This is a genomic window from Shewanella sp. WXL01 (genome assembly GCF_012263345.1).
GTDB classification, from domain to species: Bacteria; Pseudomonadota; Gammaproteobacteria; order Enterobacterales; family Shewanellaceae; genus Shewanella; species Shewanella maritima.
In genome coordinates this window covers 1,116,125-1,131,290 of sequence record NZ_JAAIKQ010000001.1, presented here as the reverse complement: position 1 = coordinate 1,131,290, position 15,166 = coordinate 1,116,125, and the positions used below count along the sequence as shown (strand labels likewise).

Genomic DNA, 15,166 nt, shown 5'->3' with positions numbered 1-15,166 from the left:
AACTGCCGGACAAACTAAAAAGCCATACCTGCAAAGGTATGGCTTTTTACATGTCAGCTTAGTCGCGAGATACAGCGTTACACTTGTGCGCAGCGACTGCGACTTATATTGTAAGCGACCTTCGCTAACGCGGTTAGCGCCATAAATACCGCAAGTGTTGGAATAATCCACGCGGCATTGTATTGGTATAGCGGTAAGTATTGATTAAATGCTTGCTCTAGATCCGCTGGCATCTGACCTAAGATGTTTAACGCATCAATCACACCAAATAAGATTGCCGTCGTTACCGTTGTTCCCCACACCATTAAATTAAACGGCTTATGTTTGTAGAACACGGCTAACGCTACAACACTAATGGTCACAGGGTGCAATACCACCACCAGCGGTAAGGTGATTTCAATTAACTTAGCTAAGCCTACGTTAGCAACAACCGTAGTGACTGCCACAATAGTAACTACAGCTGGCTTGTAGCTAACAAACTTAAAGTTATCACTAAAGTACTTAGCGCTCGCGCAGCTAAGGCCAATTGCCGTGGTTAGACAAGCTAACGTCATGATTGCGCCAAGTAAAATTGCGCCTGTATTGCCGTACATCCACTGAGTGTAGCTAGACAACAGTTCACCACCGTTGCTCACCTGAGCGCCATATTGGCTACCAATCCATGCCATTGCCATATATAACGCAGTAATGATACTGGCATACACAACCACAATCTTGCTCATTTTTTTGGTTAACGAGCCAGAATCTGCGTTCATGCGCTGACTGATAATCGCAATAACTAAGCCACCAAAACCAATTGCGCCTAACACGTCCATAGTCATATAACCTTCACTTAAGCCAGAAGCAAAAGCAGATTCAAGGTAACGAGCAGATACGTCAGTTGGGGTGCCGTGAGGCATCATGTAAACACTTACAATCAAAACCACGAAGATAGTGATTAAACACGGGGTGATTAGCTTACCGACCCTGTCCATCAACTTGCTTGGTGACAAAGCAAAAAACAAGGTGATAGCCGCAAACACTAAGGTAACGAACGGCATTAAATCATCGCCGTAGAATGGCTTAGCAGTAAACTCATATGCCACGCTGAAGGTACGCGGCATATTGAAAAATGGACCAATGGTCAGGAACAAGGTGCTCCAAAAGGTGAGTTGTAACCAACGCGGTAATTTCTCGGTCACGCCCTCGCCACTGCCCATCCAGGCAATGGCTATCAAGGTAACAGCGGGCAAGCCTACCGCAGTTAACAAAAAGCCAATTAACGCTTGAGAAAAGAACTCACCCGATGCAAATCCCAGCATCGGCGGGAAAATAATATTACCAGCCCCTAAAAACAGTGCGAAAACCATAAAACCAGCAAACAATGTTTGTTGTCTTGTCACTCGGAGCCTCTCTTGATGAATTTATACAATTTTCTTTATGTTAAAGCCTGAACTATTACCAAGAAAGTTAACTACTATTACTAATTCCTATTGATGCCCTTGCGAAAAAATACCGGCAAATTTAACAGCGCCGGCTGTCAGGCCGAATTTATTACAAAAGATAAACCCAATAATTTCAGAAACATAACCAATAGCGAAACATCGAAATTGTCAGTTATCCTGTTGGATACTGCTCGATTACCGCGCAAAACTCGAACTGCAGACTTACCGCTATTCATTGTTTTTTAGTGATATGCCTAGTAAAACCATAAAAACGCTTACTCATTCAAACTGAGTTACAAGGAACGCGTTTGCCATAAACCGATACTGTAACCGCCAACGACCTTGAATATATTGCGCTCAAAAGTGTAATTGAGTAGCCCGTACAGATTAGTCAGTCAGCAATATTGCATAACCTCTCACTAGTAACTTTTCGTCACACAATATCCAATAAAACTGCGGCAAAAACCTTGTTAATCAAGGGTTACATCCTTAACATGGAGTCCACAATAACAATATACCGAACGCAGTGAGGCGACTTGTGAGCAAATTGCATAAGCCCCATTAACGACTCGGTAATCCAATCCGTCATTTGCCAAACTGACTTTTGATGAGTAACAGTCAGATTTAGCAAAAGGCGGATGCAACCAACAACACAAATAACAACAGCAGGGATTCAACATGAAAAAACTAGTTATTAGTGGCCTGTGCGCCTCACTAATTGCAAGTCTTAGTGCATGTAACTCAGAAAAAGCACCTGAACCACAAGCCGCTGAAACACCAGCGCCGCAAGTCGCTAAAAAGCCAGCAGCGGCTGCAGTTGAGCAAGCGCTAACATCAGGTATCGATTTCGAAAACATTGATAAAAGTGTCCGCCCACAAGACGACTTCTACTTATACGTGAACGGCGGCTGGCTGAAAACAGCTGAAATCCCAGGCGATCGCACGAACATTGGCGCATTTTACGACCTACGCGAAAAAGCCCGTGAAGACGTAAAAGCGATTATTGAAGACGTAAGTGCCACTGAAAACCTAGAAATGGGTAGTGACGAGCAAAAAGTAGCTGACCTTTACCGCGCATTTATGGATGTTGAAACCTTAAACAAGCTAGGTATCAAACCAATCCAGCCAACGCTTGATAAAATTGCCGGCCTAAAAGACAAAGCTGCGATAACAGCCTTCTTTGGTGAAAGCCAGGTTAATGGCGGCGGCACCCCACTTGCATTTTACATCAACCCAGACGCAAAGGACTCAACGCGTTACGCAACTCACATCTGGCAATATGGTTTGAGCCTGCCAGAAAAAGACTATTACTTTAATGAAGAAGAGCGCTTCGTAAATATCCGCGCTAAATTCGTTGAGCATATTGAGAAAATGTATGACCTAGCGGGCTTACCAAACGGTAAGCAAGCAGCGAAAACCATCCTAGCGCTAGAAACAGCGATTGCAGAAAAGCACTGGGATGTAGTTGAAGTACGCGACAGCACCAAGACCTATAACAAGTACCAGGTTAAAGATCTTGCCAAGCTTGCACCAAACATCAACTGGGATGGTTACTTAAAAGCACTAGGTGGCGACAAGCAAGCTGACATCATTATCAATCAACCAAGCTTCGTCTCTGGTTTGAGTGAAGTGATCGGCGCTCATAGCTTAGAAGACTGGAAAACCTACCTAACCTGGAACGAGCTAACTCACAGTGCCAGCAACCTAACTGAAGCACTAGACACTGAAAACTTTGAGTTCTTCTCCAAAACTCTTAACGGTCAAGCTGAACAAGAACCACGTTGGAAGCGCGGCGTAAGCAGTGTCAGTAACACCCTAGGTGAAGTTGTAGGTAAAGTTTACGTTAAGCGTCACTTCGTACCTGAAGCGAAAAAACGCATGACCGAGCTAGTAGAGAACCTACGCAGCGCCTATGGTGCGAGCATTGACTCTTTGGACTGGATGAGCGATGCAACTAAGGTTGCCGCAAAAGATAAACTTGCCAAATTCAATCCAAAAATTGGTTACCCTGATAAATGGAAAGACTACAGCAAGCTAACCATTGCCGCTGACGACCTAATCGGTAACAAGGTTCGCGCCGCCCAGTTAAGCCATGCACAAAGCGTTGCTAAGCTTGGTCAGCCTATCGATAAAGGCGAGTGGTTTATGACCCCGCAAACCGTGAACGCTTACTACAATCCAACAATGAACGAGATTGTGTTCCCGGCGGCTATCTTGCAACCACCATTCTTCAACCTAGCGGCTGAAGATGCGGTTAACTATGGTGGTATCGGCGCGGTTATCGGTCACGAAATGGGTCATGGTTTTGACGACCAAGGTGCTAAGTTTGACGGCGAAGGTAACATGCGCGATTGGTGGACAGAGGAAGACCTAAAGGCCTTTACTGAAAAAGGTGCTGCACTTATCGCTCAGTACGACGGCTACCAAGTTTATGACGATTTAAACGTCAATGGCGAGCTAACCCTAGGTGAGAACATTGGTGACCTTTCAGGCGCAACTATTGCCTACAAGGCGTATAAGATGTCGCTTAACGGTAAAGAAGCACCGGTAATTGACGGCCTAACAGGCGATGAGCGTTTCTTCATGGGCTTTAGCCAAATCTGGCGCGTGAAAATGAAAGAAGAAGCAATGCGTAACCGTGTTGCAACTGACCCACATGCACCTGGTCACTTCCGCGCTATTGGCGCACTGTCTAACATGCCAGAGTTCTACGAAACATATGGTGTGAAAGAAGGTGACAAGATGTACCTACCACCAGAAAAGCGTGTAAAAATCTGGTAATCACTGCAAGTATTACAATCTTAAAAAGGTGCCTCACGGCACCTTTTTTATTACCGATTAACGAAAACTTTGATACTGCCCCCGCGAATTTAAGGTTTCTAAATCAAGTTTAATCTTGCAGGTATTTTCGTTCAGCAAAGATTCAGTATGCTATAGGTACATTGACATAAATACATTGATATCAGTTATTTTTTGACAGCGATCCACTTACCACTGTCACAGACTGATTAGTTTCACAAAGAGGTGAATTAATGAATCGATTGTTTCGTACCCTTTTTATTTTTCTTGTCCTGTTAACCACCCGCGGCGCAGTCGCCCAACCAGTGCAAGCCAAAATTAGTGTCGTCAACTCTAACGGTTATAGCGTCACTCAAGCAGCCCGCAGTGAAGTCGACGAGCTAAATGAACTAGAAGACTTCCAACGTTACTTACCATTGCAAAATAGCCGTGACCTTGACGAGTTAATGCAACAAACCGAGGCAGCGCAAAGCGAGCTTACTAGCCTAATTAATCTTGTCAGTGCACAGACTCAAACCCAGGCGATTATCGCCCAGCCAAAATCACGTATTCGCGCAGAGCAAAAAATTGCCACTAAATTTGCTGGTGAAACGGCAAAAATCACCGACCTTGCCCGTGCAAGCATTGTTGCCAGTGATGTAAGTAGCCTAATGAGCGCCTACAAACAGCTAGAACAACATGCTGAAATTGTGCAGCTTAAAAATCGTTTTGCTAACCCAAAAGCATCTGGCTATCGCGATCTAAATGCCTTGGTGAAACTGCCTAACAGCCAAATGATTGTTGAAGTGCAATTGCACCTTAATGACATTGCCGAAATCAAAAGCGGCGCAGAGCACGACACCTATGTTCAGGTTCAAGCTATTGAAGCAAATGCTAAACGCCAGCAGCGCCAATTGAACGATATTGAAACGGCGCAAATAACCAAGTTAAGACAAGCCTCTCACAAGCTGTATCACAAAGCGTGGCTTGGCTATAAACGCCAAAATATGGCAGCTCATACCCTAACGGCGGCTTAAACAACGACCATAGTTATTACCGACTCTCCACCAACCTTGGCCCACTTTTACAGTGGGCTTTTTTTGTCTTGAATAAGCGACACGGCTCATTGAGCCCCAATTAAATCTCGGTGATTTATGGATGTTTTGCTATACTCGCGCTCATTAATTCGAGCCAGTTGAAATAACCATGAACGAAATTATTGAGCAGCTACAAGAGCTCAGCGAAACCGTGCCAGTACCGCTAACTCTGCCAACCTTTGAGCAGCTAGTTGAAGTGGAAGAGCAAATTCTGATCTCTCTGCCAAATGCATTAAAAGAGTACTTACTGTTCGGCAGTGACGTTATTTATGGTGTGTATGAGCCTGTAACGGCATCAGATCCCTACTCTCACACTTATTTACCTGAAGTGACCAGCTACGCTTGGTCGATTGGTATGCCACGTGACTTAATCGCAATTTGTCAGCAAGGTGATGATTTCTATTGCATCGACCAGGAAGGTCAGGTGCGCCTATATCAAGATGGCGACCTCACCGATGACCTTTGGGAGTCAATCTGGGATTGGATTGAAGAGGTTTGGCTAGCGCACTAGTTAAACTGGACACCGCCAAAACAAAATACAGTTAATTTTAACGCTAGTGACATATATCGATGCCATTAGCGAAACGCACAAGCGAGATAAACATGTCAAAGATTACTCCGATGAATGCCATCGAAATGCAATGCCTGCGTCAATCATTCGCACTCAGCACAGCTCAAATGGCTGAGTTGACCAAGGTTAGCGAAGCAGAAGTCATTGCCTGGGAAAATGGCGAAGCAGAAGCGCCAATGAAAATTCAAAAGCAACTGACTGAAATCGATGACACCATCGAAATGCAGGTGCTTAACACCACTGACGGCATTGAAGCCTTATTTAAAACAGAGCCAAAACGCCGTTTAGCTTTTGTGGTTTACCCAACTCAAGCGATTTACACTCAGTACAACCCTGAGTTTTTAAGCTCGCTGCCATTAACAGAGCTGTACAACACAGCTGCATGGCGCATTAAAAAAGAGTGCAAGATTGTACTCGATGTTGAAGTGACTTTAATCCCGCTAGATGTTGAAGCTTACAAAGCGTACAGAGCGGATAACAATATGAGTGAAAGCCGCGAAAGTCGCGCTAAATGGGCAAAAACACAATTATAATTTGGCCTGCTAGCTTGGCTTGATGCTGAAGCATTAATGCTAACTTGAAAAAAGCGCTAGCAACGAATACTGAAGCAAAAACTAAAAAAGGAAGCCTTGGCTTCCTTTTTGTTTAGCTAATGCAGCGCAGTTATGATTACTCTTGTGCTAGCACGGCTTTGGCAATAGCTTCGGTCTTTTGCAGTGCACTCGCGAGCGCTGGTCGATGCTGCAGTCTATCGCGCAGTGCGGTTAATTTAGGAGGCAAGTCTTGCTCAAATACAGTTGCCCACAGCAAGGTTTGTCCGATTAAAATATCACTGTAGGTAATAGTCTCGCCTAGCAAGAAACCATCTTCTGGCGTCCACTGCTCAGCAATTGCAGCCGCCCTATCAAACTCGAATTTCGCGACTTTCTGCATTTCTGGCAGACGCTGCTCTTCAGGTAAGGCAAATTTATGCTTGCCCATGCTCCACAAAGGCTGCTCTAGCTCAGTCATAATAAAACTTACCCAGCGATGATGTTTGGCAGCATCAGCTGTACCTGCCGCAGGTACAAATGCGCCACCACCATAACGCTCCACCAGGTACTGCATAATTGCCGCAGACTCAGTCAGCACTATATCGCCGTCGGTGATCACTGGCATCTTGCCGCTTGGGTTTAATGCTAAAAACTCCACCGAGCGATTATCGCCCTTAGCAAAGTTTAGAAACTTAAATTCCCACTCAAGATTAAGCTCTTCCAACAGCCATGATATACGCAGCGCGCGGCTTCTTGGGGTGCCATACAGTGTGATCATTGCAGCTCCTTTCTTATTGTATTGATACAAGTATTAATCCATTCTCAACGCTAAGTATTAAACCTAGCGTAAATTTTAAACAAGCTAAAACAAATTTACTGCACCTTTGGTTGAACCTAGGCTAATTTAGCGTATGTTACCAATAGTAACTTAGCGCTAGTCGACTCAAGCTAAATGAAATATGCGAAGGATATGTTATGCAAGAGCAAACCTTATTAACCGCCACTTTCCACAATAAACTCGCTACTTACTGGCTCACCTCGGGTGCTGTTGTGTTGGCTATTACGCTAGTAGGGATCCCATTGTTGCTATTATGGTTTCCGATAGGCTTACTGCTTACTCGAGCTTACATCAACAACATGAGCGCAGAGCTAACCGAAACTAAGCTTATCGTTCGTAAAGGCATTCTGCAGCGTACCGAAAATACTGTACCTTTAGATAAAATTACCGACCTTGCATTAATACAAGGACCGTTAATGCGCATGTATGGCATTCATAAGCTAACTGTTGAAACGGCAGGTCAATCTGGTGCTGGTGCCTTGATCAATCTAATTGGTGTTAACGATGTAGAAGCGTTTCGCGCTAAGGTATTAGAACAAAAGCAAATACTTAATGACAAAGTAACACCAGTTAGTAGCCCTAATGGTCAACATGAAAGCGACCAAAGCCTGGTATACCTAGCGCAAATGAGTCAGTCACTAAAGAACATTGAAGCAATGCTGGCTAACTCTCAAAACAAATCCAAATAGCAAGACTAATACCAAACAAGCAGGCCAACTAAACGCTTTATCGGTAAATCATCAATAGCTTTCACTTAACAACTAGCATTATGAACAAGCTTACCCACTTTACATTCGCCCTTGCTGTGCTTGCATACTTAGCCCTAGCCAGTGGTTCTATTAAAGCTGAGACGCAAACCGCAAGTCACCCAGGTTTTCCACGTCAAGCACTAGCGCAAATCATCGAACAAGAATTAGCTCAGGCACCCCGCCCCTTTTTCGGCACCATTTTGATAGCTGATCATGCCAGCACTCAGGTACTCATAAACAAAATGACTTCGGGTGTAAGTGAGCCAGCTGTCAGCGAGCCGCAATATATCATTGGCTCACTATCTAAGATGATCACTGCAACACTGGTGTTGCGCGCAATCGACCAAGGTAAATTACAGCTCAATGATAAAGTCAGCCTTTATCTCGGCGATAATATTCACGCTGACGTGACCGTTGCAGGGCTGCTAAGCCACACATCGGGAATTAGGGGGGATGCTAAAATACTTACTGATGAAAACGCTTATGCAAACAAGCACTTTCAGTACTCAAACCTTGGCTATCAATTACTTGGTCAGCTACTCACTGCAATCAATAACCGGCCATTAGCTAAGCAAATCAGCGATTTTGGCAGACAGTTTGATCTCAATTTACATGCAAGCTTTGGCGACCTTAAAGACGCGCAATTGCAAAACCCATCTTTACTGGCAGGCTTTAATGAGAACGTTGCTGTTAAACCCACTCAAACCAGTGAAGACAAACAGCTTAAAAGTGACAAGCCAAACACAGCAACCTACCAACGTAGTCAGGTTGAGAGCTTAAACTTTACCGAGAGCGAGCTAGCCTCAGGATTTATCCAGACAGATGCAGCCAGCTTTGCTCGCTTTATGCACTTGCTACATACAGGCAAGCTATTGTCGTCTGCTAGCTATCAGGCAATGACCACAACTTATGGGGAGCGCAAACATCGTTGGGGGCAATTGGGCTATGGGTATGGCGTGCAGATCAATCAAATCACTCAAATCACTAACGCTCAGCGAGTAAAACCTATTGTTGAGTACAGCCACTCTGGCTATGTTAGTGGCTTTATCAGCAGCAGTATTTACTATCCTCAAAGCCAAACCAGTATAGTGATTTTAGAAAACACTTCTTGGTCATTGGATGACATATCTAGAGTATTTTCTGTGCACGACATCATTCGCCAGCAAGTATTACAACAGCTCATTGTAAAATAACGCGGTAGTCGATGAGTAAGGCAATAAAGCTGCACATCAGCGGCCTAAAGCAGGTATAATTTGCGCGAATTAAATAATCGCGCAGCCGCGCATGAGAGAGCTATGTTAAACAACGATATTCTTCGCCGTGTCCGTTTTGTCTTTGATTTTTCAAATGAAAAAATGGTTGAAATTTTTGCTAAAGCCAATAAAACGGTCACTACCGAGCAGGTTATTGCCATCCTAAAGAAAGAGGATGACAAGGGTTATCAAGCCTGTAACGACCTAACAATGTGCCAGTTTTTAGATGGGCTTATCATCAATAACCGTGGCCTTAAGCCTGGTAGCGATGTCCCTGAACCAAGTAAAAAGCTGAACAACAATCTGATCTTTAAAAAGCTGCGCATCGCATTAGAGCTACGTGAAGAAGACATTATTGCCACACTTGAGCTGGCTAAGTTCAGAACCTCTAAATCAGAGCTAAGCGCGCTATTTAGAAACCCGGGCCATAAAAACTTTAAAGTCTGCGGCGATCAGTTCTTGCGCAACTTTTTAAAAGGCTTATCAATCAAACACCGCGGCATGTAGTGCACAGCATCAACTTGCACAATCAAACAAGTCCAAACTCAATATACTGAGTTAAATACCGTAAAAAACGCAGCCAAGGCTGCGTTTTTTGTTATTTACCTTTACGCGTTTAAAATTTTAACGAAAAAACGTGAAATACCTCACTTAACAGACCACAATCTGTAACAGTCGTGGTAATCTAGCGACATTTTCAAAAGAACCCATAAATCGATAATACTAAACACTAAGGTTCCCCATGGACGATAACAAACGCCCCCTCTATCTTCCTTTTGCAGGTCCAGCAATCCTTGAGTCTCCACTACTAAACAAAGGCACAGCCTTTAGTGAAGAAGAACGTATTTTCTTTAACCTAGAAGGTTTGATCCCATGGGAGATCGAAACCATTGAGGAACAAGCAGAGCGCGCTTATCAGCAATACACCAGCTTTAATAATGATCTCGATAAGCATATTTATCTGCGTAACATTCAAGACACCAACGAAACCCTATTTTATCGATTAGTACGTAATCACATTAGTGAAATGATGCCTATCATCTACACCCCAACTGTGGGTCTGGCGTGTGAGCGTTTTTCTAAAGATTATCGTCGTAACCGTGGCCTGTTTATTTCATACCCAAATAAAGACCGCATTGACGACATTCTCAACAACTCAACTCGTCACAAAGTTAAAGTGATTGTTGTTACCGACGGTGAACGTATTCTTGGTTTAGGCGACCAAGGGATCGGCGGCATGGGGATCCCAATTGGTAAACTGTCGCTTTACACCAGCTGTGGCGGTATCTCACCTGCGTATTGTCTACCTATTACCCTTGATGTGGGTACAGATAACCCACATCTTCTTGAAGATCCTATGTACATGGGCTGGCCACATCAGCGCATTGTGGGTGAAGAATACGACGCGTTTGTTGAAGAGTTTATGCAAGCGGTTCATCGCCGCTGGCCCGATGCGCTAATCCAATTTGAGGATTTTGCGCAAAAGAATGCTATGCCGCTGCTTGAGCGTTACAAAGACAAATACTGTACCTTCAACGATGATATTCAAGGCACAGCAGCCGTCACGGTTGGTTCACTGTTAGCCGCCTGTAAAGCTGCAAAAACTAAGCTTTCACAGCAGCGAATTACTTTCTTAGGTGCAGGCAGTGCTGGTTGCGGTATTGCTGAAGCGATTATCGCGCAAATGGTATCAGAGGGGATCAGCGAAACTCAGGCTCGCTCTCAAGTATTTATGGTAGACCGTTGGGGTCTACTGCAAGACAATATGCCGAATCTGCTGCCATTCCAGCAAAAGCTGACGCAAAAAGCCGAAGTTATCGAAAGCTGGCAGCACGACGGTGAAAACGTGTCACTGCTTGATGTCGTCAACAACGCTAAGCCAACCGTGCTCATTGGTGTGTCTGGTGCGCCAGGATTGTTCACCGAAGAAATCATTCGTGCCATGCACAGCCATTGCCCACGCCCAATTGTGTTCCCATTGTCGAATCCAACTAGTCGCGTGGAAGCAACGCCAAAGAACATCATTCACTGGACCGACGGTCAAGCATTGGTGGCGACAGGTAGCCCATTTGAACCTGTAATTTATAACGATGAGACTTACCACATTGCCCAGTGCAATAACTCATTTATCTTCCCAGGCATTGGTCTTGGCGTATTGTCATGTGGTGCATCACGGGTATCAGATGAAATGCTGATGGCATCAAGCCGTGCACTGGCTGAGTGCTCACCACTTGGTGAAAGCGGTGAAGGCTCATTGCTGCCAGATTTAGAAGATATTCAAAAAGTGAGTAAGTACATCGCCTTTGCGGTAGCGAAAAAAGCGATTGAAGAGGGTCATGCCCTGCCTTGTGATGATGAGCTGCTAAAACAGCGCATTGAAAACAACTTCTGGGAGCCTGAGTATCGCCGTTACAAGCGTACTTCGTTCTAGCCCCACTAGTCATAAAAAATTGGGTCAGAGTAAACGGCCATTCAATTGGAAATAACCGTTTACTCTGACCCAGTTTTAGTTCTGCTACTCAGCCATCACTTGCTTGATACTGTTAAGTAAGGCGCGGTCGGTACGTGCTTTCTTAAGCTTACGCAAACTCTCTTTCAATGATGCTTCCGCTAGACGCCCAAATACACCGTCGTATTGCTTATCATTCATTTCTTCTTCGGTTTCCGCGCTGTCAGCAATCTCTTGCGCTACACGACTTAATTGCATCCAGGCATTAGCGATGTAAAAACCATGGAACTCAGCAACAGGAAACAACTTTTGTGCACTTGCCGGCAATGCATCCCAAGATGCTTGAAAGTGGCCTGTTTTGTCAGCAATCAGTTCAGCAAATAGACCTTCATAGGCTTCAAGCAAGGTTGCCGGCATTTTTGCCATAGGTAGTACACGGTTTGACACGTTGTAAGCTACCTTTTTGGCTGTTTCAACGTACTGTGGATCTTTATCGCTCATAATCGTTACTCTTTAACTATCTTGGCAGCGAAGTCAATACAGAGTTGACCACGCTTAAAACTTTAAACGCAGCATTATACTGCATTCAAACCGGGATTTAGACTGCTTTATTATTGATACTCAATATCACAGCTAAACTCGCTACTATTAACAATGTAAAGTTGTGAAAAGTCGCCGCTGCAGCTATCAAAGCAGTTTAAAATAGCCACCTATTAGCAAAGTGGTGATAAATGTAACATTTTTATCCAAAACTCAAATGTTACCTTCATGTTACACAGCTTTGTATCTATAATAGCCTTATGCATTTCATGGGAATGCGCTGTCTCAAACACTGCGCGACCTAAAAATAATAATTGATGCTCAGGAACGCCAATTGCTCAAATTCATGCTCAATCGTGGACACGTGAAGTATAGTTTTGTTATCGCTAAGCTAAGCGTTATTTCTATATGTATCAGTTTTTTAAGCTTAACAAGCTTGAGCCTAAAAGCAGAAGAACTCACCAATTCCGAAAAGGCTGATGCCATCTTTCGTCAGTTCGATTTAGGTGAAATCGATTACCCAGAGCAAAGCGACAAAATGCTTGCTGAATTAGACAGATTAATTGCCGATGACGACCTTAAACGTCGTCATAAACTTGTTGGGCTAAGGTGTTGGTATCAAGACAGCGCAACGACTGAGGAAATTAATGTCGCTATTGAGCATGCCAGTAAGCTAATTTTACTGTATTCAGATCCAAAGCCGTCATACATTTTAACTGAGCTGCTAATGTGCCGCGGCTTTTACTACAACCTTAATTCATTTACTGATAAAGCTTTAGTCGATTACAACAAAGCGGTAGATGATTCTTACAAGCTAGAAAGCCCAAGACTCATCGCCGATGCCCGCAGTTTGCGCGGTACCATGTTTTCTTACCAGGGTGAATACAGCACCGCACTTGAAGATTTAATTACTGCTCAGCAAATCTATGAATCGCTAGACACACCATACTGGGAAATTTTTAATCTCACCGAGCTTGCTACCGCATACCGCCGCTTTGGCGATCCTGCCACCGCTCTGCGTTATCAAGAAAAGCTGCTAGCAAGCTTTACCGAAACGGATCAAAATCTGGATGCCAATGAAGTGCGAGTACAAATGGGATACTCCTATGAAGCGCTTGGGCAGTTCGATAAAGCAATTGAGCATTTCAAGGCTGCAAAACTATACTGGGAAGCCAATGACGACCCGGAAATGGCAGCTGATATGGCGGTGACTATCGCAAATGCGTACATGGCACTAGGCCAATACGACAAAGCTAAGCCACTTTTAGAGAATCATAAACACATTATCCCTGCGGATTTTGATGCTCCCTATAGCCACCTCATGTACGCTCTTGCCCAAATGGCCCACCATGAAGGAAATAGCAAACAAGCTTTAGCCTACCTTGAAGAGTCACAACAAGCATTCAACAAAAGCGCCAATAATCGCGGTCTGACCGATGCGCAAAAACTCACCAGTGAGGTTCATGCTAGTGAGCAAAACTGGCAACAAGCCTACCTAGAGTTAGTTGAATACAACAAAACCCACGCAGCTTTAGATGAGAAGCTATTGTCAGATCGTAATGCCGAAATGTTGGCTCGTTTTGATAACTCCAAGTTTAAGCGTGAAAACGAATTACTAGAACGCGCGGCTAAAGCAAGAGAACAACAACTTGCAGTTATGGAGCGTAACGATACTCTGCAAATTGTGGTAATCGTGCTCAGTGTGATTATCCTAGTTATCCTGTCGATTTTTGCCTACAAACAACTGATTAGGCAGCGCACCTACCGCCAGCTTGCGCTGACAGATGAATTAACAGGGTTATCGAATCGCCGTGACACATACAACCAAGGGCAATTATTCCTTAAGCAGGCTAAAGCTTCAGGTAAACCTTTCTCGGTAATATCGTTCGATGCGGACCACTTTAAAGCAGTAAATGACACCCTAGGACATGAAGTAGGCGATAAAGTACTGATAAAACTTGCCGAAATAGCCTCGAGCATGATGCGTGATACTGACGTGGTCGGCCGCGTCGGTGGTGAGGAGTTTTTAATTCTGTTACCAAATGTAGAACAAGGCACTGCGGTGGAAATTGCCAACCGACTATTAAGCACTATTGCCAACTTTGACTGGCAACAGGTGGCACCTGAATTAAAGCAAACCGTTAGCGCCGGTGTAGCTAGTTTTAGTAATGAAACCACCCTATCTCCGCTGTTACTCAAAGCAGATAAGGCGCTTTATAAGGCCAAAGAGTCAGGTCGTAACTGCGTGAAAGCAGTGTAACTACCTCATTACTTGACCATGTAAAATCTTGATTTTATAAAACGCAAAAGAGGCTGATTATTCAGCCTCTTTTATTTTGTGCGGCGACTTAGTTCAACAGCGAATAGTCTGCCTTTCGGTCAGTTGTTACCATCAATACCTTGTTAGTATCAAATAGGCACTTGCCAGTACCTTGCTCAGTTGGACTGCGGAGAAATTTAAAATGCGCTTTTCCGCCAGACTTATCAGCATACAACTCGGTATCAATAAGCTCGATATTCGTTCCGACATTGGCTAAACGAGCCTTACAAATCTGAATATGTCCATCGACAGAGGTTTCAGTCATATCTTCTGCTTTGTTCCAACCAAACGGAATACCTTCAGTAGAAATCCCCATCAAGCCTAACCCTTTACTATCAACATAAACGCGCAAGGCAGTGCCATTAGGCCAGGTTGCCGCATAAGGCGTGTTCCATGATTTAGCAGGGAGTTCGCCAGTTAATTTACTCACTGTACACTTACTTGAATACAATGGCTTAGCTGCTGCCTCACCTTGTGAGCGCTTATATAGCATTCTTGCGGTTTGACACACGGATCTTGCATCCCACTTCGAAGATATATCTACACCGCTATACAATTTGTCATCATTGCCACACCCAGTAATCAAGCTAGTTAATGCTATTGCTATCAGTACT

Annotated in this window: 13 protein-coding genes; 9 read left to right on the top strand and 4 right to left on the bottom strand. The window is 44.2% G+C overall.

All coding sequences use genetic code 11. The features are described 5' to 3' along the window. Positions 1–77: 77 nt before the first annotated feature. Positions 78–1,382 (bottom strand): branched-chain amino acid transport system II carrier protein, encoded by a 1,305-nt coding sequence (gene brnQ / locus G3R49_RS04840; protein WP_167868804.1) that lies wholly within the window; start codon positions 1,380–1,382, stop codon positions 78–80. Positions 1,383–2,102: 720 nt separating this feature from the next. On the opposite strand from brnQ, the gene G3R49_RS04835 reads away from it, so the two are divergent. The 4 genes from G3R49_RS04835 to G3R49_RS04820 all read left to right on the top strand — a co-directional run bounded on the left by G3R49_RS04835 (position 2,103) and on the right by G3R49_RS04820 (position 6,403). Beyond that, complete coding sequence (locus tag G3R49_RS04835; protein ID WP_167868803.1) at positions 2,103–4,205, top strand: M13 family metallopeptidase; 2,103 nt, start codon at positions 2,103–2,105, stop codon at positions 4,203–4,205. 251 nt (positions 4,206–4,456) lie between these two features. Next, entirely contained in the window at positions 4,457–5,239 is a 783-nt protein-coding gene (locus tag G3R49_RS04830) for a GTP pyrophosphokinase (RefSeq protein WP_167868802.1), read from the top strand. A gap of 169 nt (positions 5,240–5,408) precedes the next feature. Next, positions 5,409–5,810 carry an SMI1/KNR4 family protein gene (locus G3R49_RS04825; RefSeq protein ID WP_130598020.1) on the top strand — a complete coding sequence of 134 codons (402 nt, stop codon included), beginning with the start codon at positions 5,409–5,411 and terminating at the stop codon, positions 5,808–5,810. Between the two features lie 92 nt (positions 5,811–5,902). Continuing rightward, a complete protein-coding gene (locus tag G3R49_RS04820) occupies positions 5,903–6,403 on the top strand; it encodes a DUF4447 family protein (protein ID WP_167868801.1) in 501 nt (166 codons plus the stop codon). A gap of 136 nt (positions 6,404–6,539) precedes the next feature. Here the strand turns inward: G3R49_RS04820 and G3R49_RS04815 are convergent, their stop codons facing one another. After that, positions 6,540–7,181: a glutathione S-transferase family protein gene (locus G3R49_RS04815; RefSeq protein WP_167868800.1), complete on the bottom strand. Its 642-nt coding sequence runs from the start codon at positions 7,179–7,181 to the stop codon at positions 6,540–6,542. Between the two features lie 197 nt (positions 7,182–7,378). On the opposite strand from G3R49_RS04815, the gene G3R49_RS04810 reads away from it, so the two are divergent. The 4 genes from G3R49_RS04810 (at position 7,379) to G3R49_RS04795 (ending at position 11,674) form a co-directional block, all read left to right on the top strand. Then, positions 7,379–7,930: a PH domain-containing protein gene (locus G3R49_RS04810; RefSeq protein ID WP_167868799.1), complete on the top strand. Its 552-nt coding sequence runs from the start codon at positions 7,379–7,381 to the stop codon at positions 7,928–7,930. Between the two features lie 80 nt (positions 7,931–8,010). Next, complete coding sequence (locus G3R49_RS04805; RefSeq protein WP_167868798.1) at positions 8,011–9,183, top strand: serine hydrolase; 1,173 nt, start codon at positions 8,011–8,013, stop codon at positions 9,181–9,183. Between the two features lie 102 nt (positions 9,184–9,285). Beyond that, positions 9,286–9,750 (top strand): DUF1456 family protein, encoded by a 465-nt coding sequence (locus G3R49_RS04800; RefSeq protein WP_167868797.1) that lies wholly within the window; start codon positions 9,286–9,288, stop codon positions 9,748–9,750. A 235-nt stretch (positions 9,751–9,985) separates the two neighbouring features. Further along, complete coding sequence (locus G3R49_RS04795) at positions 9,986–11,674, top strand: NAD-dependent malic enzyme (RefSeq protein WP_167868796.1); 1,689 nt, start codon at positions 9,986–9,988, stop codon at positions 11,672–11,674. Positions 11,675–11,758: 84 nt separating this feature from the next. On the opposite strand, the gene G3R49_RS04790 is transcribed toward G3R49_RS04795, so the two are convergent. Continuing rightward, complete coding sequence (locus G3R49_RS04790) at positions 11,759–12,193, bottom strand: DUF3069 domain-containing protein (RefSeq protein WP_167868795.1); 435 nt, start codon at positions 12,191–12,193, stop codon at positions 11,759–11,761. Positions 12,194–12,596: 403 nt separating this feature from the next. Between G3R49_RS04790 and G3R49_RS04785 the strand changes: the two genes are divergently transcribed. Then, the gene (locus G3R49_RS04785; RefSeq protein WP_167868794.1) at positions 12,597–14,492 is read left to right on the top strand and encodes a tetratricopeptide repeat-containing diguanylate cyclase; all 1,896 of its coding nucleotides are present in this window, start codon (positions 12,597–12,599) and stop codon (positions 14,490–14,492) included. 88 nt (positions 14,493–14,580) lie between these two features. On the opposite strand, the gene G3R49_RS04780 is transcribed toward G3R49_RS04785, so the two are convergent. Next, a complete protein-coding gene (locus G3R49_RS04780) occupies positions 14,581–14,982 on the bottom strand; it encodes a hypothetical protein (protein ID WP_167868793.1) in 402 nt (133 codons plus the stop codon). Positions 14,983–15,166: the final 184 nt, after the last annotated feature.